The organism is Oceanobacillus sp. FSL K6-0127, from assembly GCF_037983385.1.
Lineage (GTDB): Bacteria > Bacillota > Bacilli > Bacillales > Amphibacillaceae > Oceanobacillus > Oceanobacillus profundus.
Map to the genome: position 1 here is coordinate 3,244,475 of NZ_CP150287.1, position 20,092 is coordinate 3,264,566.

Here is a 20,092-nt window from a genome sequence, read left to right on the forward strand (position 1 = left end):
GAGTGATAACCAATGTCAGATGAGAAAAAGAAAAATCTCCCTCCTGAATCACAGCAGTATCAGGATTTTCAATCAAAAAGAGAAGTAAAAAGGCCTATTCTAAAAAATTGCATTAAAGCCTTTCTCGTCGGCGGTTTCATTTGTTTTATTGGGCAAATTATAACTACCTTTTACATCTATTTTTTCCATTTTACAGAAAAAACCGCTGGAAACCCTACAACTGCAACATTAATTTTCATCACCATGTTACTGACAGGATTCGGTTTTTATGACCGGATTGGTCAATTCTCTGGTGCTGGATCGGCAGTACCTGTTACAGGGTTTGGTAATGCGGTTATCTCAGCCGCCATCGAATATCGAACGGAAGGTTTTATTTTGGGTGTTGGTGGTAATATGCTGAAATTAGCTGGGCCAGTCATTGTTTACGGTGTATTCGCCGCATTTGTCATTGCTTTAATTAAGACGATACTCATACAATGGGGTGGTTTATAATGCTTACGGGACATCGAACATGGATATTCCAAAACAAGCCAGTTATTCTTACAACCGGAACGATCGGCGGGCCTTTTGAAGCAAATGGCAACATTCCCGAGGCATTTGATATTTTGCATGACGATATATGGTTACAGCAAGACTCCTTTGAAAAAGCACAACAAACAATGATGGAGGAAGCTTGTCAGACCGCCATTAAAAAAAGCCCAATTGATAAGGAGCAGGTAGAATTCTTTATTAGTGGTGATTTAATCAATCAGATTACGCCAACAAGCTTTGCCGCAAGCACGATGGGACTCCCTTATTTTGGATTGTTTAGTGCCTGTGCGACTTCCATGGAAAGCTTGGCATTATCTGCTGCAATTATCAACGGGAATGGTGCAAATTATATACTAAGTGGCTCATCTAGTCATAATGCTGCGGCCGAAAAGCAATTTCGTTACCCAACAGAATATGGGGGACAAAAGCCACCAACAGCACAATGGACTGTTACAGGTGCAGGGTGTGCCTTAATAGCTAAAGAAGGTGTCGGACCCATTGTCACTTCAGCCACAATTGGAAAGGTAGTTGATATGGGAATGACAGACCCATTCAATATGGGTGGTGCAATGGCTGCAGCTGCTGCCGATACAATCGAAGTTCATTTAAAAGAACGAAATGTAGATCCATCTTTCTATGATTTAATCATTACAGGTGATCTTGGTCATGTCGGAAGAGAAGTGTCACTTGATTATATGCACGGGCGGAATATCCCAATTGAAGATGAGAAATATGTTGATTGTGGATTAACAATTTATCGAGAGGGGCAACCAGTACTTGCTGGCGGTAGTGGGTCTGCCTGTTCTGCAGTTGTAACCTATGGGCATTTTTTAAAGCAACTGATCCAAGGGGATTTAAACCGGATTTTAGTTGTTGCTACTGGCTCCTTGCACTCTCCTTTAAGTGTCCAGCAAAGTGACCCAATCCCTTGTATCGCACATGCAGTATCAATTGAAAGAAGTGAAATTTTATGATTTTTTTCTGGGCATTTCTTATAGGTGGATTAATATGTGTTATCGGACAAATTATGTTTGATGTTTTTAAGCTATCACCAGCCCATACATTAACCATTCTCGTTGTTAGTGGAGCAATCCTGGACGGGTTCGGATGGTATGAACCCTTAATCGACTTTGCTGGAGCCGGTGTAACTGTTCCGATTACCAGTTTTGGTAATTCACTCGTCCATGGTGCTATGCAAGAAGCTGAACAACATGGAATTATTGGGGTTGTCACCGGAATGTTTGAAGTAACAAGTGCTGGTATTTCAGCAGCAATTATTTTCGGAGTAATTGGTGCTCTCATCTTTAAACCAAAAGGATAGTCGGAGGTGATCATATGACTGTTGGTTCACAGGTTAAAGGCTGTTATTCATCCATTAAAAGTATTGAAGCGAGTCTTGAAATACTTGCTAACAAGGTTCAAGACGAAAAAGCAAAGCAAGCTTTTAACCAGGTCGAACACATCATTTCAGATGTAAAACAGGATTTGCATTATCAAGTTATTGAAATTTCGAAGCAGGAACCGCAATATTAGAGAAGGTTCATTAAAGGGGTTCTCATAAAAAGCATCCTTGCTTTCCTAGAGAGTAAAAGCTTATGGACGAAAGCCTTAGTTAAAGTGATACAGAAAAGAATGTTCTATACCTTAATATCTGTCAAGCAGAAAGGATTGAAAGCTAATGCCAGAATGGATTATTATTATTTTGAGATCTCTAACATTAATTGCTTTGTTATTTTTCATGGTGAAATGGTTAGGGACAAAGCAGTTATCACAGCTAAATATATTTGAAACCATTTCGGGCATTGTACTTGGCGGGATTGCCGCTATTCATACAATCGATCCAAATACGAATTTCGCACACGCTGCCATCGCAATGATTATCTGGTTTATCGTTCCTTATGGTGTTGAAAAAATCGCGCTAAAAAGCAAATCTTTCAGAAATTTCACACAAGGTAAAAGCACTGTATTCATTCAAGACGGAAAAATCATGGAGGACAACCTTAAAAAAGAAGGTTATTCTACAGATGATTTATTGGAAAAGCTTCGAGACAAAAATATATTCCTTGCCTCAGATGTTGAATTCGCCGTTTTGGAGCCTACTGGATCGTTAAATGTATTACCAAAAAGAGAAAATTTACCACTTACAGCAAAAGATCTTGGTATCACACTATCTCCCACAAAAGAACCACAAACCGTAATTATGGATGGAAAGATTCTGCTTGAATCATTAGCAAATTTATCTCTAAATCCGAATTGGCTAGAAACCGAGCTAGATAAACGTAATATTGCTATTGAAAATGTATTTTTAGCCCAAGCAGATAACGATGGGCAGCTTTTCATTGACTTATTCGATGACCAAATCGCTGTTCCTGCACCCACTGAAAAGCCGCTATTACTTGCAACCATGAAGAAATGCCAAGCAGATTTAGAGCTCTTTAAACTAGCAACTGAAAATCCTGAATCAAAATCGCTTTATGATCGAAATAGTAAAAAAATACAACAAGCAATTGATTTAATTTCCCCCTATTTAAAATAGTCTCTATTTTCTTTAGTCATTTTCGTGTACGATGGAAGAAGAAATCTTCCAAAATATACACGAAAAGGATTGAATACTGTGAAAGAGAAAATCAAAGCATATCGTTTCCCTATTATTTTGTTGTCCTCCATTGTCACCGGATCAATTATCGGTCTTATTTTTGGAGAACAAGCTACATTGATCAAACCACTAGGGGATATCTTTATAAACCTTTTGTTTATGGTTGTTGTTCCACTTGTCTTCTTTACAATCTCATCTGCAATCGCAAGCATGGATAGTATGAAACGACTCGGAAAAATTATGGGCTCCATGATGACTGTATTTATCCTTACAGGGATTATTGCTTCTTTTTTCATGCTTGCAGCTACAGTTATTTTTCAGCCCGGTTCTGGTGTGGATATACCATTAATAGAACCTGAAGAAGTTGAAGAAATTAGTCTAGCTGATCAACTTGTTGAAACATTCACTGTCCCTGACTTTGTTGATTTATTCTCGAGGTCGAATATGCTTGCACTTATTATTTTCTCCGTTTTAATTGGAATAGCTACTGGGTTAACCGGTGAAAAAGGAAGGCCGTTCGCGAAGTTTCTTACAAGTGGATCAGAAGTATTTATGAAAATTATTCAGCTTGTCATGTATTATGCACCAATCGGTTTAGGTGCTTACTTTGCTGCATTAATCGGTGAATTTGGAACAGCATTAATTGGTGATTATGCAAAAGCAAATATTATTTATTATCCTGTTTCAATTATCTATTTTGCTGTCGGTTTTACATGTTATGCATTTATTGCTGGTGGAAAAAAAGGAATTACGCGTTTCTGGAAAAATATACTTGCTCCAGCAGCAACCGCACTAGGAACTGGGAGTAGTGTTGCAGCTATACCAGCAAATCTTCAAGCAACCAAGCAGATGGGAGTTCCAAAGGATATTCGAGAAACTATAATACCGCTCGGAGCTACCATACATATGGATGGTTCCTGCCTTTCCGCTATGTTAAAGATTGCTTTTGTTTTCGGTGTATTTAATATGGATTTCACAGGATTCGATACATTCTTAACTGCAATTGGTGTCTCCCTGCTTTCCGGAATCGTCATGAGTGGTATACCTGGCGGCGGCTTTATTGGAGAATTAATGATTGTAACATTATACGGTTTACCGATCGAAGCTTTACCAATTATATCGGCAATTGGTGTAGTTGTGGATCCACCTGCAACAATGGTCAATTCCACAGGTGACGCTGTATCCAGTATGCTTGTTACGAGACAGGTAGAAGGACCGCATTGGATGGAAGCTGCAGTAGATTAGATTAGTTAAAACAAGAGCGTTTGGGATTCTTCTAAACGCTCTTGTTTTAATTACCTATTAAGTTTTCTTGCAAAAATGTTTTCTCGCTAAATAATAAAAATGCTATATCTGTAAGGCAATCTTGCCAAATTGCTTGCTCTTTTCTAGCGTATCGAAAGCAGTTTGAGCGTTATCAAGTAAAAATGTCTGATCCACAACCGGGTGCATTTGAAAGTTTTCCATATGCTTTAATGCAGCTTGTAACTCCTGCCTGCTCCCCATTGTTGATCCTAGTAATTTATATTGACCATAGAAAAACGAACGTAAATTAAAATCAATATGATCATCTGTGGTGGCACCAAAAATTACTATTCGACCGCCTTTTTTCAATACTTCTATTGAGCGATTAAACGTTGCTGCGCCTACACTATCAATCACCAAGTCAATCGTTTCGTTTTCTAATTCCTTTTTCCAATCACTATTTGTATCAAGTGCAATATCTGCTCCAAGCTCTTTCGCCTTGTTTCGCTTTTCTTCACTACGAGAAGTGACAATTACTCTTGCACCAACATTTTTAGCAAACGCAATTAAATAGGTTGCAACACCACTTCCTGCCCCTGGAATAAATACGGTTTCCCCTTCTTTTACTTTTCCTTGCGTGAATAATGCCCTGTAACCAGTCAATGCTGCAAGTGCAAATACACCAGCTTCTTCCCATGATAGATGACTCGGCTTCTTCTCAACTTGTTCCTCGGACAAGGCTATTTTTTCAGCAAACGTACCATGGTCAGGCATCCCTAAGATATCAAATTCTGTTGGTGGCGCATCGCTATTCTCATACCAACGAAGGGATGGATTTATAATTACTTCATCACCGACACGAATCCGAGTTACTGCTTCACCCACAGATTCAACAATCCCAGCTCCATCCGAGCCAAGAATTAAAGCATCTTTGTCGGCTCCAATTCGATTTGGGAGATATAAATCTCGACGATTCAATCCAGCCGTACGCAATGAAACAACAACTTCATGTGGACCTGCAGTAGGCTCTTTCATTTCTTTAACCTTCAGTTCTCCATGTTCCAGAACAAACGCTTTCATTCTATTCATCCCCTCCAGATATAAATCTTATTTTCTCTAATTGTAGTTTACTAGTTATATTCCTTGAAAACAATGAAATAGCATAAATAGTTTTATTTCCGGACTACAATCCCCAGTCCATTTTTAAAATATCTTTTAATACTATTAAATTTTCCGAGCCTATTTTGTGAGCTATATGCTCCTCTAAGCCAGCCTTTAATGCTTCATTCTTTTCATAGCATGCTTCACCTAACGTTGTTAACTGTAGACATTTATCCTTCTTGTTATGCTCCGCATCGCTAATTTCCAATAGTCCTTTATTCTCTAGTTGTTTAATAAACTTATGGGTTGCTTGTCTTGAAATATCCACGTTCTTAGAAACGTAAGCGATAGTAGGGTTACGTTTATAAATTCTTGCCATAATAAACCATTCTGAATTTGATAAATAAATCTTACTGCTGTCATTCCATAGTTGCTCGGTTAATTTTCGCAGTTGTTGATGTCGTTCACTGACACTGTCGATGAAGTCCAAGCCTTGCAATTTCCTATCCATAAATTTCACCCCTGTCCTTATCATCGACCTAACTATACAAAAACCATCGTAATTTGTCAACAAAGTTGACAAATTAATCCACTGACATTAAACTTATTATCGTAAACTTAGTTGACAATAATAAGTGTTAGGAGTTTACATTATCTTTAAAATTGGAGATTCAATCGTTTCGTTTATTCTGTACATGGATTATGTGAAATCGATGACATACACATATCTCTAGCATCGTCATTACATTAATGCGAAAAAATATGAAGCAATGCGTTGCAACAGGGGACTATCTGATCAAGATCAAAAACTCCTATCTACAATCCAGAACATTTTATTTAAGGAATTGGCAGTAGCATCGCATACTTCTTTTGAAGCTATTATGAAAAAGGCTCAACAAATGATCGGTCAAAATCAAGTAATTTGTAAGAAAACTCATAGAAGGAACAACTGCTAAAGACAGTAGTAGAAATCTTTCTAAGCGTTAAACCAGTAGGCTAAACGCTATTTTTTGGGCTAGATAGACAAGAAGATGGGACGAACGCTTTCATTATGTATAAATTGAGACAATCGATTAATTTCATATGTAAAAATATGTTGACTTATAGAAATTTTTTTTGATAATGTAAAAAACAGACCGATTGGCGTTATGGAGGTGTGCCACGGGAAGGGGTAAAATTCACTGATAGTCTAAATTGCTCTTTCACTAAAAAAGCAACAGCTCTAGTGATATTTTAAAACATGTAATAATTCATCTCGTTACATTATTTTATAAGATAACCGATAAGGTAAAAGGAGATTACAATGAATAAGCAACTTCAAGTTAAAAATCCGAAGACAATGGCATTTATTTTAATGTTAGGTGCTTTTCTTGGTTTGTTTGGTGAAACAGCATTAAATATGGCATTAACAAATATCATGGAGGAGTATTCCATTACTGCTGGTACAGCTCAGTGGCTAACAACTGGATACTTATTAGTACTAGCAATTCTCGTACCAATCACAGCACTGTTAATGAGATGGTATACGACAAGACAATTAGTTATCGGTGGTTTAGTCATTTCGTTATTCGGAGGAATTTTAGCAGCATTATCACCGACCTTCATGGTTCTATTACTTGGCCGAATTATCCAAGCAATCGGAACGGGGCTTATTCTTCCAGTCATGACAACCGTTCTCTTGATCATTTTCCCAGTACACAAGCGTGGTACAGTAATGGGACTGATGGGCCTCGTAATTACATTAGCTCCAGCATTAGGGCCAACGCTTTCAGGTGTGATTATAAGCGCATTAGATTGGCCGTATATTTTCTGGATCAGTTCACTTTTATACGTACTATTAACGTTATATGCAATAGCTAAGATTTCAAACGTATCTGAAATTACGAAGCCTAAAATCGATTTTGCTTCGATTCTTTTTTCAACGGCAGGATTTGGAGGACTTATTTTTGCTTTAAGTACAATGGCTGAAGAGCCGTTTTCATCTCCAAAGGTATGGGGAACACTACTTGCAGGAATACTTGCACTTCTTCTATTTAGTGTTCGGCAAATGACGATGGAGCAACCGATGGTTAATTTACACGTCTTTAAATACCCAATGTTCACATTAGGAACATTGATGATGTTCCTCGGTATTTTAGTTATTTTATCAACAGCAATATTACTGCCGCTTTACTTAAAAGGCGCCCTATTATTTAGTGCTGTTGTGGCCGGTTTAATATTACTTCCTGGTAATGCAGTTAACTTTATTTTGTCACCAATTGTCGGAGCACTATTTGATAAATGGGGGCCACGTGTATTTGTTATTACTGGATCGATTATTTTGGTAATTGGTAACATTATTTTCGTAAATGTTCTTTCAAGTCAAACTCCAGTTTGGCAAGTTATTGTAGCATTTATGGTTCTATTCTTTGGTCTAACAATGGTCATGATGCCATCCCAAACAAATGCCCTAAACCAATTACCACGTCAGTTATATGCAGATGGATCAGCTGCAATGAATACGTTAAATCAAGTTGCTGGTGCTGCAGGTACTGCAATTGCAATTACGGTCTTTACAAGCGGCCAAACCAGCTATCTTATCGATTTTCCTGATGCAACTCAACCAGAAGTGTTAGCTGCCGGTGTAAAATATGCGTTCTTCTTTATTACTGGGATTTCAGTCTTAGCATTACTATGTTCGTTCTTTGTTAAACGACCGGGCAAAACACAACAGAAATCACAGATCATCTCAAATAAAACAGAACCTGTACGTAACTAGTTTATGTAAGTCCTTCATATTTATATGAGGGACTTTTTCTTGCATAAAGCTTCATCAAGGTTGATTTTCTAATTTTTTTTGCCCCTAGCCATGATAGCTTTTTCTAGGTATAGTTAAATCGACTATCATTATCTTTCTCTCATTCGAATCCCATTATATCTTTATTCAAACCAACGGTCATTGCCCTTGCACTAAATAATTACCCACTTCTTCTAATTGATGTTTACTCGTTATATCTTCCGAAAACAACGGTATATAAATAAGTTTCTGTTCATGAAATGTGGTTTTAATCATCTTCATATATTTACGCTCGTGTTCTTTTCTTTTATTAAAAAAACTGCCTTCTGCATCTTTCGGCAATACTTTATTGATGAGTAATGTTTTTACAGGCAGTTGATAGGTTTGAAGGAGTTCTATTGCTTTTTTGGTTTCTAAAATCGGAAGGTTCTCTGGGTTTAATACAAAAATAAAGCCTGTTTGCCTTGTATCAAGTAGTATTTTTCTCGCTTTAGAAAAACGCTCCTGACGTCTCTTTAATACCTCATAGATTGGATCCTCTATTGGTTCACCATCATTTAACAGTTGGGTGTAATGCTCATTTGTTTTTTTTCGTTTTTTTAATAAACCTTCTATCCATATTCCCATAAGCTCTGGTAAAGTAAGCAACCTAATCGTATGACCAGTAGGGGCTGTATCAAATATAATCCGATCAAAGCGTGCACTTTCTTCTAAAATAATTGCGATTAACTTATCAAATAATGCCGCTTCCTCTGTACCTGGTGAAGCTTTAGCAGTATCCAATTGCCGATTAACTTCTTCTATCATCGAAGATTGCACAGTACCTTTCAAATTTTCTTTGACACTTTTAATATATTTTTCCGTCTCGATTGCTGGATCGATTTCCAGTGCAAATAAATTCTCCGCTACTCGCTTTGTTTTTCCGCCAATTGACTGACTGAAAATATCTCCGACGTTATGTGCTGGATCTGTAGATATAAGCAGTGTTTTATTCCCCTGTTTTGCAGAATTCAAGGCAATCGCGGCTGATGTTGTTGACTTTCCGACACCACCCTTGCCACCTACAAATAGAATTTTTTTCTTTAATATCGACATCGCTTCCCCTCCTAACCCGCATTTTAACAGCAACGAAACCCTGCCATCGGGGACTTTTCCATCCCCATGCGCAAATGCCATTCATGATAATTTTCCATCATATAAGGATACAATTCTAACGTATAATAATAAACTGGATTTGGGATGCCAAGCATTTCAGAATATAACAGTAATAAAAACATATCGTCTTCATTTCTTAGCTCGCGTGCAATCTCCTGTCGATGTGGCATGCTTAATACCTCTTCATAAAACACAATGAGTTGTTTTACTTTATCTAGCATCCTATTCACCTACTTTAAATTATGTAGAAAAGGGATCCAAATATGATCCCTTTCGCTCCCATTCTATTAATCATCTTTTATCGATTGCTCAAATTTTCCAGACAAAGCCTGGAAGGACGTTAGCGCAATCCAAGCTGCAAAGACGAAAATAATCGCTCCCAATACAAATAACAATGTATTGGAATTGTTGCCAAGCCATGACCATTCAAACAGCACTTGCTGGAACAGTGCATATAGCGTCATAAACATTAGGAATATCATCGGAATTAATGTGTAAGCGTAATTTCTTCCGAGTAGTTTTAACCAAATTGAAATTAATAGTAAACTAATACCGGCTAATAGTTGGTTAGCTGTTCCGAATAATGGCCAGATTAAATATCCACCCGAACCAAATCCATTTGGCCCTTCTGGTATTAGTACTAATGCTGCACTTGATAAAACTGCAACAGAAGTAGCAACATGTGGTTTTGTTAAGACATTAACCTTATATTCTGCACCAATTTCAGCAATAATGTAGCGCATTAAACGTACTGCTGTATCTAATGTAGTTGCAGCAAAGCTGACAACGATGATAGAAACAATAGTCGTTGAGATGCTAGTTGATATGCCTAACCCACCAGCCAAGACGGCAGCGCCTTCAACAAAATTGCCTAAGCCCCCAGCATTTGCCTGAGTAAAGCTTGCATAAGCAGCATTAAAATCTGCTGTACTAGCAAATAATGTTGCAACAGCAAGAATCGAGATTAATGCCAATATACCTTCTCCAACCGCTCCAAAATACCCAACGAAACGGGCGTCTGTTTCTTTGTTTAATTGTTTTGATGATGTTCCTGAGGATACAAGTCCATGAAAACCGGATATCGCACCGCATGCTATTGTAATAAACAATAATGGCAACCATGATATATCTGTATTTGGATTTGTTATTGGTGCGGTAATCTGTGGGTTTGTAAATAATAAACCCAGGTATAAAATACCAAGACCAACCACAAGCTGATGGGAGTTAATAAAATCTCTTGGCTGCAGCAATTTCCACACCGGAAGTGTTGAAGCAATGTACACATAAATCATTAATATCACGATCCAAATTAAGAAAGCCGTTGAAACGGTGCTTAGACCGAATAATCCTGTTCCATCTTCACCACCCATATATGCAACTAAATCAATTTGTAAAAATCCAATATCTGCTGATAAAATAGCGGCTACATACATAATTACAAGTGCAATTAAAGATGGCACAAGCATTTTAGCGTTGCGTTTATATACAGCATAACCAATCCAAATAGCTAGCGGAATTTGAATGAAGACTGGCAAAACGCTCGATGGATACGTAATAAATAGGTTTGCAATTACCCATGCAAACACGGCGTTAACCATGAGTACAAGGGTTAAAATTATAAATAGAAATAAAATCTTTCCACGTTTACCAATTAACTTTTCAGCAATCGTTCCAACAGATTGCCCTTTATTCCGAACGGACAATGCTAACGTACCAAAATCATGTACCCCTGCTGCAAATACTGTTCCTAAAATTACCCATAAAAAGGCAGGTAACCATCCCCAATAAAGGGCAATTGCAGGTCCTACAATCGGTGCAGCCCCAGCTACAGAGGTAAAATGATGTCCCCATAAGATAAACTTATTAGTCGGGACAAAGTCAACACCATCTTTATACCGGTGAGCTGGCGTTACATAGTTGGGATCCAACTTGAAAATCTTTTCTCCAATAAACTTTGAATAATAGCGATAACCTAAAGCAAAAATAACCATGCCAATAAGAGCAACTAGGATCGCATTCAATTATTTCCCCCCTCTTTTATTTATTCTTACCCAGTACATGCTATGTAATCAGATTATGTTATATTCATGTTACGCAAAAAAAAGAAAAGACCGAAATAGCCTTCTCTTTTCAACCTTCAATAAAGTTTTCCCTGCCTATACAATATAGTCGATAATTTCAGCACGGCATGCCGATAACAATGTTGTCTTAATGTTAACTGATCCGAAAAATAATTTGGATATACAACATGAAAGGTCTCTTTCATTTTTTCATATAACTTAGTATAAACTTCTTTCTCTGAATAAAATTGCGTTTCCCTTCCCTGCAGCCATTCAAAATAGGATACAATTGCGCCACCTGCATTTGCTAAAATATCCGGAATTATAATAACGTCATTTTTATTTAAATAATCATCTGCAGCATTGTTAATTGGTGCATTTGCTGCTTCAACGATTATTTTTGCTTTTATCTGTTCCATATTTCCTTCATGAATCTGATCTTCAAGAGCTGCCAGAAATAGAACATCTATATCTAATGTTAATAATTCTTCACGTGGTCGTATACTAGCATTTATGCCTGCTGTTTGTAATTCATGCGTAGTTTTCGGTAAATCCCCATGGTTTTTCGTTGTATATTTAACAAGTGTTGGTATATCTAGCCCATCCTTATTATAGAGCGCAACATTGTGATCGCTTACAGAAATGACTTTATTATTTAATAATTTGCATTGATGTGCTTCTAGCGCTGCAACTGATCCTACATTTCCAAAACCTTGTATTGCTACTTCCAACCGCTTATCCTGATGACGGAGTAAATTCTTAGCAGCTGTGTTTTCCCGTTCGGTTAGCCACGCTTTCTTCTCTTCGATGAAGTCATGTAATAAATAACGAAACGAGTAATAGACACCTTTTCCAGTCGCCTCTTTGCGTCCTAGTGACCCTCCATTGACAACACTTTTACCAGTAAAGCTTCCACGATAGCTATTACCTGGATGAATACTTTTGTATTCCCCCATCATCCAATCCATTTCCCGTTCACTCGTCCCTACATCAGGTGCTGGAATGTCTTTATCCGGTCCTATAATATCGCTGAAATACTGTACATATTTTCGCGATATTAAATTTAACTCACGTGTATTATATTTTCTCGGATCAATCACAACACCACCCTTGCCTCCACCAAAAGGGACTTCGTGCAGTGCATTCTTTAGCGTCATTAGAGTAGCAAGATTAATCACCTCATCTTCATGAACCGATTCATGAAAACGAATACCACCTTTGTACGGGCCTAATATATTATTATGCTGTACTCGAAAAGCAGGAATTCGAACTACCTCTTCATTTTCAAGTGTAACCCGAAGAAAGGATTTTGCTACATGATTCGGAGTGGATAAGATTGATCTTAACGCTCGAAAAGTCTTTTCCCTGTTCTGGTCTTGAATATCATTTAAGAATTCTGTTCCATTAAACAAGGTATCCAATGACTTCTCGATCATATCAACTGTATTGATTGGCATGACGATACTCCCTTTCTTTTTACTTAACTTTCCCGACTTTTCTCTAGTGTAACAAATGATTGCTTCCTCCTCTACCAATAATATCCTATTATAAAATCGGAACGCACCTAAAGCAGAAAAATTCCAAATACAGTAGCGATAATTAAACCGCATATTACCGGAATAAAGTTCTTCCGTACGAGGTCCATCACAGATACCCCACAAAATCCAGCAATTGCAATTAAGGAAGACCAAGCTACAATTGTTCCTCCCCCAGTCCAAATAGCTCCCATTTGTCCGATTGCAGCAAGGGTAGATGCATCTATTGCACTGTTTTGTAAAGATGCTGCTAATGCCCCTGTTAATGGCAAGCCAGAGAAGCCCGATCCATCAAGACCAGTTATGATTCCAATTATTAATAGACTAAATGCTGCAAGAAACGCACTCTGCGGGAGATAATCTTGTATTGACTGAACAAGATCAAATAAAAGTGCTGGCGCATTCTCCTCTACTCCTAGAATACTCCCTGAAAATTCAGGGCTTCCCAGAAAGAAGAATCCTGCAATCGGGATCACAGGTCCCATCGCCTTAAATGCAAATACAAATCCATCTGTAATATGATTACTAATGTAATCCAGCGCGTGGTGTCTCCCATATGCAAATGTAATAATCAGTAATAGAACAGCTGCTACTCCCCCAATAAATGCTGCACCATCCCCTCCTTCTAAACCACTCATCCTACCAGAAAGAAGCTTCTCATAAATCATGAAACCTACAACAGCCAATAATGTTAACGGAACAACAAAAGCAAACGTTTTACTCCAAAATGTAACGTGTTTTGTTTGAGCTTTATGATTTGAAGTTGTTGTAGACTGTAATCCTTTTAAATCTTTTTCAATTCGTGCATCGCCCTTTTTTCGAATTCCTTTCCGCAGCAATGCATATGCAAACAGAATGGCTACTCCTCCAGTAACAAGCGATAAAATCATGGCTTTATCAGCAACTGTTGCAATATCAACACCAGCAGATGCAGCAGATAGTCCAGGTGCTACCTGAACAATATAATCCGAGGAAAGTGCCATCCCTTGCCCCGCTAAAGCAATCGCAACGGCTGCTGTCATTGCTGGTAATCCAGAACGTACCGCAGCTGGAACGAGCAACGCGCAAATCAATGGAACTGCAGGAGTGGGCCAGAAGAATAGCGATATAACATAAGTAACCCCTACTAGGACAAAAAAGGAAACATGACCATTCACCATCATTTTCTCGAACGGTTCAACCATCCTTCTGTCTGCTTCTAAATCTCGAAGTGCATGTAATAACGCAAGCATAAAGGTGATAATTAGAAATATATTGAATAGCTCTTGCGCAGCTACTAAATTAGCGCGAAAGATTGTCGTCAGTCCATCTACAATACTCCCAGTGTAAAAACAACCAATAATAAAGGTACCTAATAGTGTCGGAAATACAACACCTTTACGAAATATCATTGTTAAGATAACAATAAGCGTAAATAAGCCATAAAGCACATGGGAAAATGTTAAAACCATTACGTATTCCTCCCTTTTGGATGTGCTATAACCTATGCGTAAAAATCGCGTTATGCGACAGATTCGAACACTGGATGTTTTATTAATTAAACAACGGGTACATAATATATAACTTCAAAAGGAGGAATTTATACATGAAACCATATGTAAAAGAATATGTAGATGAAACACAAATTAAACTTGACATTACGAAATTAAAAACAAAAGGTGTAGCAAGAGACGATATTTATATTCTTACACATGATGATGAAAGAACTGGTCGTCTAGCAGAAGGTGTGGATGCGAATACAATTGGGATGAAAGAGATGGATTTTTCAAGTGCCGTAGGGAATATGTTTAATAGTCAAGGTGATGAATTACGTACGAAGCTGAAGGAGATTGGTGTCACTACTGTAGAAGCAGAAAATTACGAAGAGGATTTGGATGACGGCAAGATTCTACTGATCGTTACCAATCATGATTTCGTAGAAGAAATGCTCGTGTAAATACGTATACAGAAAATCTGACCTCCCAAAAGTCTTAGGAGCATGGGGCATTCCCAACTGCCCATTCTCCCTAAGACTTTTGGGAGATTTTTCTTCTATTATGTGATACCATGTCCTTCCTCCCTATCTGCACAATCATTACAAAATAATTTTCCCTCTTTGTGTACACCATCAAAGAAACCATTCTCACAATAGATTTCTTCCAAACATTCCACACATATACCGATTAACTCTTGCATTACTTTATCTCCTTCCTAAAAAGAATAACCTCTTCTTAAAAGAGGTTATTCTTATGTGAGCGAATGTATAACATTTTACGCAGCATTTAATAATGTTCTTGGCTGCTTGTGGAACAAGAAAAATACAATTACAGTGCTGATAATAAAAGATGGAACCATGTAAGATGCATTATAAATTAATGAATATAACCAAGCTGGCTGCCCTTCGACGGCCGAACCAAAGAACACAATACCCGCCACATAATGAGCGACGAAGCGTAATGCAGAGCCAACGAAAACACCAAGCGTAATATAGGTTAAATACGTCTTCGATTCGCCGGATTTAACAGCCTCCTGAATTTTCTTAGCAAACAAACCAGCAAAGCCAAGTACCGTAAAGGCAATTGCATAATCAATAAATCCTTGTAATGGTTCTAGAACGTAAGCCGTTCCTGTTGCCACTTGCAAAACTCCCCAAAGGAATCCCGAGAGCAATCCCCCTTTAATCCCCCAACGGAACGCAACAATAAAAACCGGGATCATCGCAAACGAAACAGATCCGCCTTGCGCCCAAATTTTAAATGATATTGGAAGGATGTCTAAGAGAAGTGCTAAAGCAGTAAAAATCGCTACCTCTACCAAAAATAACGTACGTTTTGAATTCAATGTTAAGTACTCTCCCTTTTAGAGGCAGTTCAAAAAGTTCGGTAAAAATGACGCATCGCAGGGGATCTTCTGCTAAAATCGCCCACGTCCTGTGAGCAACACAGAAGTCACCAGATCCTGTGGAAGCCTGGTCCGGGGGAGTTACGCCGCCTCGAACTTCGACGCACAGGACGTGCTAGTGTCGGTGTTGCAACAAAGCTTTTCTGTGGGGCGAGTAAACACAGCCCCAGGGCGTTGCAACTGTAGCCGACCTCGGTCCTTTTTATCCTCCTTTTGAACATATACCTTTATCGCATTTTAGACGCAAAAAAGTAATGTCAAGGGAAGCTTTCTGATGGTGACTACAATTAAGTAGTCTGCTTCGCTCACATTACTTTTTTTATTCCATCAAAAAGACTACCATCCCTACGCTAGAATTAACTAACAGGTTCAAAGGGTCTGAACAATAATGTTCACTCTCAGTCAAAACGACTCCCCCTGCAGGCTTTTTCTATTTACTTTTTTGTTACCTGTATTGTACCTTATTTATTTGAATTGAACAAATTAATTACAAAAACAATTATAAACGTTGAAACTCCTTTACATCTTCTACACATAATCCAATAGCACTTTCCCAAAATTCCGGTTTCGTGAGATCAGCATTTAAATGCTTTTTTGCGAGCTCTTCTACTGTCATTCGACCAGTATCTCTTAGTAAGGCAATATAATCATCCTCGAAGCTGCCGCCTTTCTCCTTTGCATACGCGTAAATACCAAGGCTAAATAAATAGCCAAATGTATATGGAAAATTATAAAACGGAACACCTGTAATATGAAAATGTAGTTTAGAGGACCAAAAGTTTGGATCATATTCTTCTAAACTATTACAATAAGCTTCCTTTTGTGCTTCGACCATTAATTCATTTAAGCGCTGTGAAGAAACCATCCCTTGCTTACGCGCTTCATAAAATCGCGTTTCAAATAAAAACCTTGCATGAATATTCATAAAAAAGGCGACACTACGTTGAATTTTGTCTTCCAGTAACGCGAGTTTTTCTTCTTTCGTTTGGGCATTTCTTACAGAAGCATCTGCTACAATCATTTCCGCAAAAGTGGAGGCAGTTTCAGCTACATTCATTGCGTAACGCTGATTTAAACCATTAACATCATTCATCACATGCTGATGGTATGCGTGACCTAATTCATGGGCAAGAGTAGAAATATTTGATGATGTACCTGAATACGTCATAAATATGCGTGTCTGTTCACTATCTGGGAAACTCGTACAAAATCCACCAGGTCGTTTACCTGCACGATCTTCCGCTTCAATCCACCTTTCTTCAAATGCCATTTTTGCAAATCCTGCCATCTTCGGGCTGAACGTTTGAAATTGATCAACAATAAATTTCGCACCTTCTGTATAGCTTGATGTTTTTACAGTCGTACTGACTGGAGCACTGATATCGTAAATACTTAATTTCTCTAAACCGAGTAAATCTGCTTTTTTATTTAAATACGTTACAAAATGCTTTTTATTATTTATAATAGCTGTCCACATTGCATCCAACGTTTCTTTTTTCATCCGGTTTATTGCTAACGGTTCCTTTAAAACATGTTCCCATCCACGGTGTTTGTATGTTTCCAAACGAAAGCCGGCTAAATGATTTAAAGTCTGACTAAATAATGCAGATTGTTCTTCCCAAGCATTACTCAGCTGATCGAAAACATGTTTACGTACCTTACGATCAGGACTTGTTAGTTTATTGGACGCTTGACCTACAGAATAGCTCTTGTGTTCTCCTTTCTCTTCAATTTCCACGGTCATGTTTCCTACGATTGCTCCATACATTTGATTCCAAGCATGATAGCCATCTACCGCTAAATCATTGATTAGTACTTCTTGTTCTTCAGGAAGTTTTTCTTTTGCTTCTGTTCTGTTTTCATCTAAAACAAATGCAATATCCACTAATTCAGGGAGTTGCAATAAGGCTTCCCAACTCGAATCTGGAATTATAATTAACTTTTGATCTAATTTTGTTGTAATAGACCCCATCTCTGCTGATAAAACACTTCGCTGCCCAACTAATATATCGGCTTTCTCATCCTTTACGTTTTGTGCGCTGAGACAGCTTACAAAAGCAGAGGCCTCACGAAGTTTTTTGACTGTCGTTTCTAATTTATGTATAATCTGCACAAATTCAGATTCATAGTCTTCCTCCTGTGGATTAAATTGCTCCACCATCACTGAAAGCCCCTTCATTTCATCTTTTATATTATCAACGTACGCTTGAAATTGTTCTGATTCGCTTCCACCCGGAAATAGTGTATCCAAGTCCCATCTTGGATTTAAAGTCAACTGCATGAAATCTCCCCTTAATTTGATAATTTATCTTTTACCCTATCTTCATATTATAACGAAATTTCAGATGATAATCACGGAATTGGAAAAAATTTATATACTTATTTTTTTACCCCGCTTAAAATCAAGTGCTTTAAAACTAAAAAATGAATGAAGCATGTTTTACCTTCAATTCTTCCGGGAATATACCATAATGAAATGTTAATTTAGTTTTAATTAATTTATTTTTAATTAAAACCAGTTGACATCAGTTGATTATGAATATATACTTAGTAACAGAAAGTAATTATAATAAATGGAGGTAGTTTAATATGGCAAAAACAGTTTGGACCGTTGACCAAGTTCATAGTGAGGTTGGTTTCTCAGTAAAGCATATGATGATTTCGAAAGCAAAAGGAACGTTTGATAAATTTGATGCAGTAATTGAAGCAGATGTTGAAGATATGACAGACGCAAAAATTGAAGTAACAATTGATACAAATAGTATTAACACACGAAATGAGGATCGTGACAATCATTTACGTTCAGCAGATTTCTTTGATGCTGAGAACCATCCGAACATGACATTTGTTGCAACAGACATTAAGAAAACAGCTTCTAATCAATATGATGTTGTTGGTGAATTAACAATTCGCGGAACTACAAAGCCTGCTACACTTGACGTAACGTTTGAAGGACAAAGTAAAGATCCAATGGGCGGAGCAACTGTAGCTGGTTTCAGTGGTACAACAACAATTAACCGTAAAGAATTTGGTTTAACGTGGAACGCAGCAGTTGAAACTGGTGGTGTACTCGTTGGCGAAGATGTTAAAATCCACTTCGAACTTGAACTTCACAAACAAGGATAATCACATAAAGCACAAGTGACTTGCATAAGTTACTTGTGCTTTTCACTTTAACCTATATTCAACCTAGCCTCTAAAAAGCAAGTGCTTACAGATTATTCTGCATTTCCGTTAAAATATTCTACGGTATCTGAGGAGTAAATTGTAACAAGCATTCTTCCATTTTGTGAACTGGCTCGAATTAAGACTGGTTCATTATATAAATTTTTAAACACAAAATCTGGCCCCCACCAACTAACAGTTGCATCTCTTCCCAGCGGTACATATGGAACACGTCTGCTATGTGCATATCTTTCTACAATTTGAATCCCTTTTAGATCCACTGCATTAAAAAGCGTTGATGATACTTGACAAATACCGCCACCAATATCTTCCGCCAACTCGCCTTTTACAATCACGGGAGCTTTCTTATAGCCTCTTTCAACAGTTCTTTCTCCGACTACTTCGTTAAACGAAAATGTCTCTCTAGGAAAAATAACCGTATTATTAATTGCTTCGGCAGCGAGAGCAATATTATCGGTTCGCTCAGAATTACGTTGATTATAGTAGGTTGAATAACTTCCAAGTGCTTTTGTGCTTATTTCCTTAAGTAAACCAGAGTCAACCTTAGGATAAACTGGAAATACAGGTACATGAAGCTTTCCATTTTTATCACTATAATATAATTCCCTAAATAAATACTCGAATTTATCTCTGTCTAAAGCCGCTCCCAGCTTTTCAGCAATAATTCTTCCATCTTTTTTAAAAAAGGCGTCCTGAGGCTCTTGGTAAACTTCACTTTCCAGACTATCCATAAGTTTGTGTAATTTATTATTGTCTATAAAAGAAGCATCAATTACATCTAATCCATACTGTTCAATTTCTACTTTTTTTAAGGTAATCACCTTGTTTTTCAGTTGAATAGGGCTGGCTTGGGCATAAAGCGGAGTACCTACTAGTAATAACAAAGCACATAAAAACAAGCGCAAAACAACACCTCCCACCGTTAGTATGAATCAAACGAATGAATTCATTCCTGTGGGAGACATTGAATTTTTGAGAAGAAACTTGCTAATCATTACATTTGAAAGAAAGTGCGTCGTAATGTGCC

Annotated in this window: 20 protein-coding genes and 1 riboswitch; of the genes, 9 read left to right on the top strand and 11 right to left on the bottom strand. The window is 37.7% G+C overall.

Annotated features, from left to right (window positions below):
• Positions 1–12 precede the first annotated feature (12 nt).
• From spoVAC to MHH64_RS16150, 6 genes are all read left to right on the top strand, one after another.
• Positions 13–492: a stage V sporulation protein AC gene (spoVAC, locus tag MHH64_RS16125; protein ID WP_095308396.1), complete on the top strand. Its 480-nt coding sequence runs from the start codon at positions 13–15 to the stop codon at positions 490–492.
• Positions 492–1,505, top strand: a complete 1,014-nt coding sequence (gene spoVAD / locus MHH64_RS16130) for a stage V sporulation protein AD (protein ID WP_251659089.1) — start codon at positions 492–494, stop codon at positions 1,503–1,505. The genes spoVAC and spoVAD overlap by 1 nt, the downstream gene beginning before the upstream one ends.
• Complete coding sequence (gene spoVAE, locus MHH64_RS16135; protein ID WP_095308393.1) at positions 1,502–1,852, top strand: stage V sporulation protein AE; 351 nt, start codon at positions 1,502–1,504, stop codon at positions 1,850–1,852. The genes spoVAD and spoVAE overlap by 4 nt, the downstream gene beginning before the upstream one ends.
• Positions 1,853–1,866: 14 nt before the next feature.
• On the top strand, positions 1,867–2,064 hold the full coding sequence (locus MHH64_RS16140) for a DUF1657 domain-containing protein (RefSeq protein ID WP_095308392.1): 198 nt from the start codon (positions 1,867–1,869) through the stop codon (positions 2,062–2,064).
• A 145-nt stretch (positions 2,065–2,209) separates the two neighbouring features.
• Positions 2,210–3,067, top strand: a complete 858-nt coding sequence (locus MHH64_RS16145; protein WP_340002016.1) for a DUF421 domain-containing protein — start codon at positions 2,210–2,212, stop codon at positions 3,065–3,067.
• Between the two features lie 78 nt (positions 3,068–3,145).
• Positions 3,146–4,372, top strand: coding sequence for a dicarboxylate/amino acid:cation symporter (locus MHH64_RS16150; protein WP_340002017.1), 1,227 nt, complete (start codon positions 3,146–3,148; stop codon positions 4,370–4,372).
• 102 nt (positions 4,373–4,474) lie between these two features.
• Here the strand turns inward: MHH64_RS16150 and MHH64_RS16155 are convergent, their stop codons facing one another.
• Together MHH64_RS16155 and MHH64_RS16160 are read right to left on the bottom strand one after the other, a co-directional pair.
• Positions 4,475–5,452, bottom strand: coding sequence for a zinc-binding dehydrogenase (locus MHH64_RS16155; RefSeq protein WP_095308388.1), 978 nt, complete (start codon positions 5,450–5,452; stop codon positions 4,475–4,477).
• 103 nt (positions 5,453–5,555) lie between these two features.
• The gene (locus MHH64_RS16160) at positions 5,556–5,984 is read right to left on the bottom strand and encodes a MarR family winged helix-turn-helix transcriptional regulator (protein ID WP_251659092.1); all 429 of its coding nucleotides are present in this window, start codon (positions 5,982–5,984) and stop codon (positions 5,556–5,558) included.
• Between the two features lie 792 nt (positions 5,985–6,776).
• Here MHH64_RS16160 and MHH64_RS16165 point away from each other — a divergent pair.
• A complete protein-coding gene (locus MHH64_RS16165) occupies positions 6,777–8,231 on the top strand; it encodes a DHA2 family efflux MFS transporter permease subunit (protein ID WP_340002018.1) in 1,455 nt (484 codons plus the stop codon).
• A 177-nt stretch (positions 8,232–8,408) separates the two neighbouring features.
• Here MHH64_RS16165 and MHH64_RS16170 read toward each other — a convergent pair whose 3' ends face one another.
• From MHH64_RS16170 to MHH64_RS16190, 5 genes are all read right to left on the bottom strand, one after another.
• Entirely contained in the window at positions 8,409–9,344 is a 936-nt protein-coding gene (locus MHH64_RS16170) for an ArsA family ATPase (RefSeq protein ID WP_095308384.1), read from the bottom strand.
• A gap of 23 nt (positions 9,345–9,367) precedes the next feature.
• Positions 9,368–9,625: a cory-CC-star protein gene (locus tag MHH64_RS16175; RefSeq protein ID WP_095308383.1), complete on the bottom strand. Its 258-nt coding sequence runs from the start codon at positions 9,623–9,625 to the stop codon at positions 9,368–9,370.
• Between the two features lie 66 nt (positions 9,626–9,691).
• The gene (locus tag MHH64_RS16180) at positions 9,692–11,425 is read right to left on the bottom strand and encodes a carbon starvation protein A (RefSeq protein WP_340002019.1); all 1,734 of its coding nucleotides are present in this window, start codon (positions 11,423–11,425) and stop codon (positions 9,692–9,694) included.
• 116 nt (positions 11,426–11,541) lie between these two features.
• Positions 11,542–12,921: a Glu/Leu/Phe/Val dehydrogenase gene (locus MHH64_RS16185; protein ID WP_095308381.1), complete on the bottom strand. Its 1,380-nt coding sequence runs from the start codon at positions 12,919–12,921 to the stop codon at positions 11,542–11,544.
• Positions 12,922–13,028: 107 nt separating this feature from the next.
• Positions 13,029–14,450: a hypothetical protein gene (locus MHH64_RS16190; RefSeq protein WP_340002020.1), complete on the bottom strand. Its 1,422-nt coding sequence runs from the start codon at positions 14,448–14,450 to the stop codon at positions 13,029–13,031.
• 134 nt (positions 14,451–14,584) lie between these two features.
• On the opposite strand from MHH64_RS16190, the gene MHH64_RS16195 reads away from it, so the two are divergent.
• Complete coding sequence (locus tag MHH64_RS16195) at positions 14,585–14,935, top strand: general stress protein (RefSeq protein WP_118888995.1); 351 nt, start codon at positions 14,585–14,587, stop codon at positions 14,933–14,935.
• 98 nt (positions 14,936–15,033) lie between these two features.
• Here the strand turns inward: MHH64_RS16195 and MHH64_RS16200 are convergent, their stop codons facing one another.
• The 3 genes from MHH64_RS16200 to MHH64_RS16210 form a co-directional block, all read right to left on the bottom strand.
• A complete protein-coding gene (locus tag MHH64_RS16200; protein ID WP_168927286.1) occupies positions 15,034–15,174 on the bottom strand; it encodes a hypothetical protein in 141 nt (46 codons plus the stop codon).
• 75 nt (positions 15,175–15,249) lie between these two features.
• Positions 15,250–15,819 carry an energy-coupled thiamine transporter ThiT gene (gene thiT, locus MHH64_RS16205; RefSeq protein WP_095308377.1) on the bottom strand — a complete coding sequence of 190 codons (570 nt, stop codon included), beginning with the start codon at positions 15,817–15,819 and terminating at the stop codon, positions 15,250–15,252.
• 384 nt (positions 15,820–16,203) lie between these two features.
• A riboswitch (TPP riboswitch) is annotated at positions 16,204–16,307 on the bottom strand.
• A 71-nt stretch (positions 16,308–16,378) separates the two neighbouring features.
• Positions 16,379–18,160, bottom strand: a complete 1,782-nt coding sequence (locus MHH64_RS16210; RefSeq protein ID WP_251659100.1) for a M3 family oligoendopeptidase — start codon at positions 18,158–18,160, stop codon at positions 16,379–16,381.
• A 308-nt stretch (positions 18,161–18,468) separates the two neighbouring features.
• Between MHH64_RS16210 and MHH64_RS16215 the strand changes: the two genes are divergently transcribed.
• The gene (locus MHH64_RS16215) at positions 18,469–19,005 is read left to right on the top strand and encodes a YceI family protein (RefSeq protein WP_118888997.1); all 537 of its coding nucleotides are present in this window, start codon (positions 18,469–18,471) and stop codon (positions 19,003–19,005) included.
• Positions 19,006–19,097: 92 nt separating this feature from the next.
• On the opposite strand, the gene MHH64_RS16220 is transcribed toward MHH64_RS16215, so the two are convergent.
• Positions 19,098–19,970 (bottom strand): VanW family protein, encoded by an 873-nt coding sequence (locus MHH64_RS16220; protein ID WP_303448245.1) that lies wholly within the window; start codon positions 19,968–19,970, stop codon positions 19,098–19,100.
• Positions 19,971–20,092 lie beyond the last annotated feature (122 nt).

Bases quoted from the DNA above. Each gene is read 5' to 3' on its own strand.
- spoVAC (WP_095308396.1), top strand. From the start codon at position 13: ATGTCAGATGAGAAAAAGAAAAATCTCCCTCCTGAATCACAGCAGTAT.
- spoVAD (WP_251659089.1), top strand. From the start codon at position 492: ATGCTTACGGGACATCGAACATGGATATTCCAAAACAAGCCAGTTATT.
- spoVAE (WP_095308393.1), top strand. From the start codon at position 1,502: ATGATTTTTTTCTGGGCATTTCTTATAGGTGGATTAATATGTGTTATC.
- MHH64_RS16140 (WP_095308392.1), top strand. From the start codon at position 1,867: ATGACTGTTGGTTCACAGGTTAAAGGCTGTTATTCATCCATTAAAAGT.
- MHH64_RS16145 (WP_340002016.1), top strand. From the start codon at position 2,210: ATGCCAGAATGGATTATTATTATTTTGAGATCTCTAACATTAATTGCT.
- MHH64_RS16155 (WP_095308388.1), bottom strand. From the start codon at position 5,452: ATGAAAGCGTTTGTTCTGGAACATGGAGAACTGAAGGTTAAAGAAATG.
- MHH64_RS16160 (WP_251659092.1), bottom strand. From the start codon at position 5,984: ATGGATAGGAAATTGCAAGGCTTGGACTTCATCGACAGTGTCAGTGAA.
- MHH64_RS16165 (WP_340002018.1), top strand. From the start codon at position 6,777: ATGAATAAGCAACTTCAAGTTAAAAATCCGAAGACAATGGCATTTATT.
- MHH64_RS16170 (WP_095308384.1), bottom strand. From the start codon at position 9,344: ATGTCGATATTAAAGAAAAAAATTCTATTTGTAGGTGGCAAGGGTGGT.
- MHH64_RS16175 (WP_095308383.1), bottom strand. From the start codon at position 9,625: ATGCTAGATAAAGTAAAACAACTCATTGTGTTTTATGAAGAGGTATTA.
- MHH64_RS16185 (WP_095308381.1), bottom strand. From the start codon at position 12,921: ATGCCAATCAATACAGTTGATATGATCGAGAAGTCATTGGATACCTTG.
- MHH64_RS16190 (WP_340002020.1), bottom strand. From the start codon at position 14,450: ATGGTTTTAACATTTTCCCATGTGCTTTATGGCTTATTTACGCTTATT.
- MHH64_RS16195 (WP_118888995.1), top strand. From the start codon at position 14,585: ATGAAACCATATGTAAAAGAATATGTAGATGAAACACAAATTAAACTT.
- MHH64_RS16200 (WP_168927286.1), bottom strand. From the start codon at position 15,174: ATGCAAGAGTTAATCGGTATATGTGTGGAATGTTTGGAAGAAATCTAT.
- MHH64_RS16210 (WP_251659100.1), bottom strand. From the start codon at position 18,160: ATGCAGTTGACTTTAAATCCAAGATGGGACTTGGATACACTATTTCCG.
- MHH64_RS16215 (WP_118888997.1), top strand. From the start codon at position 18,469: ATGGCAAAAACAGTTTGGACCGTTGACCAAGTTCATAGTGAGGTTGGT.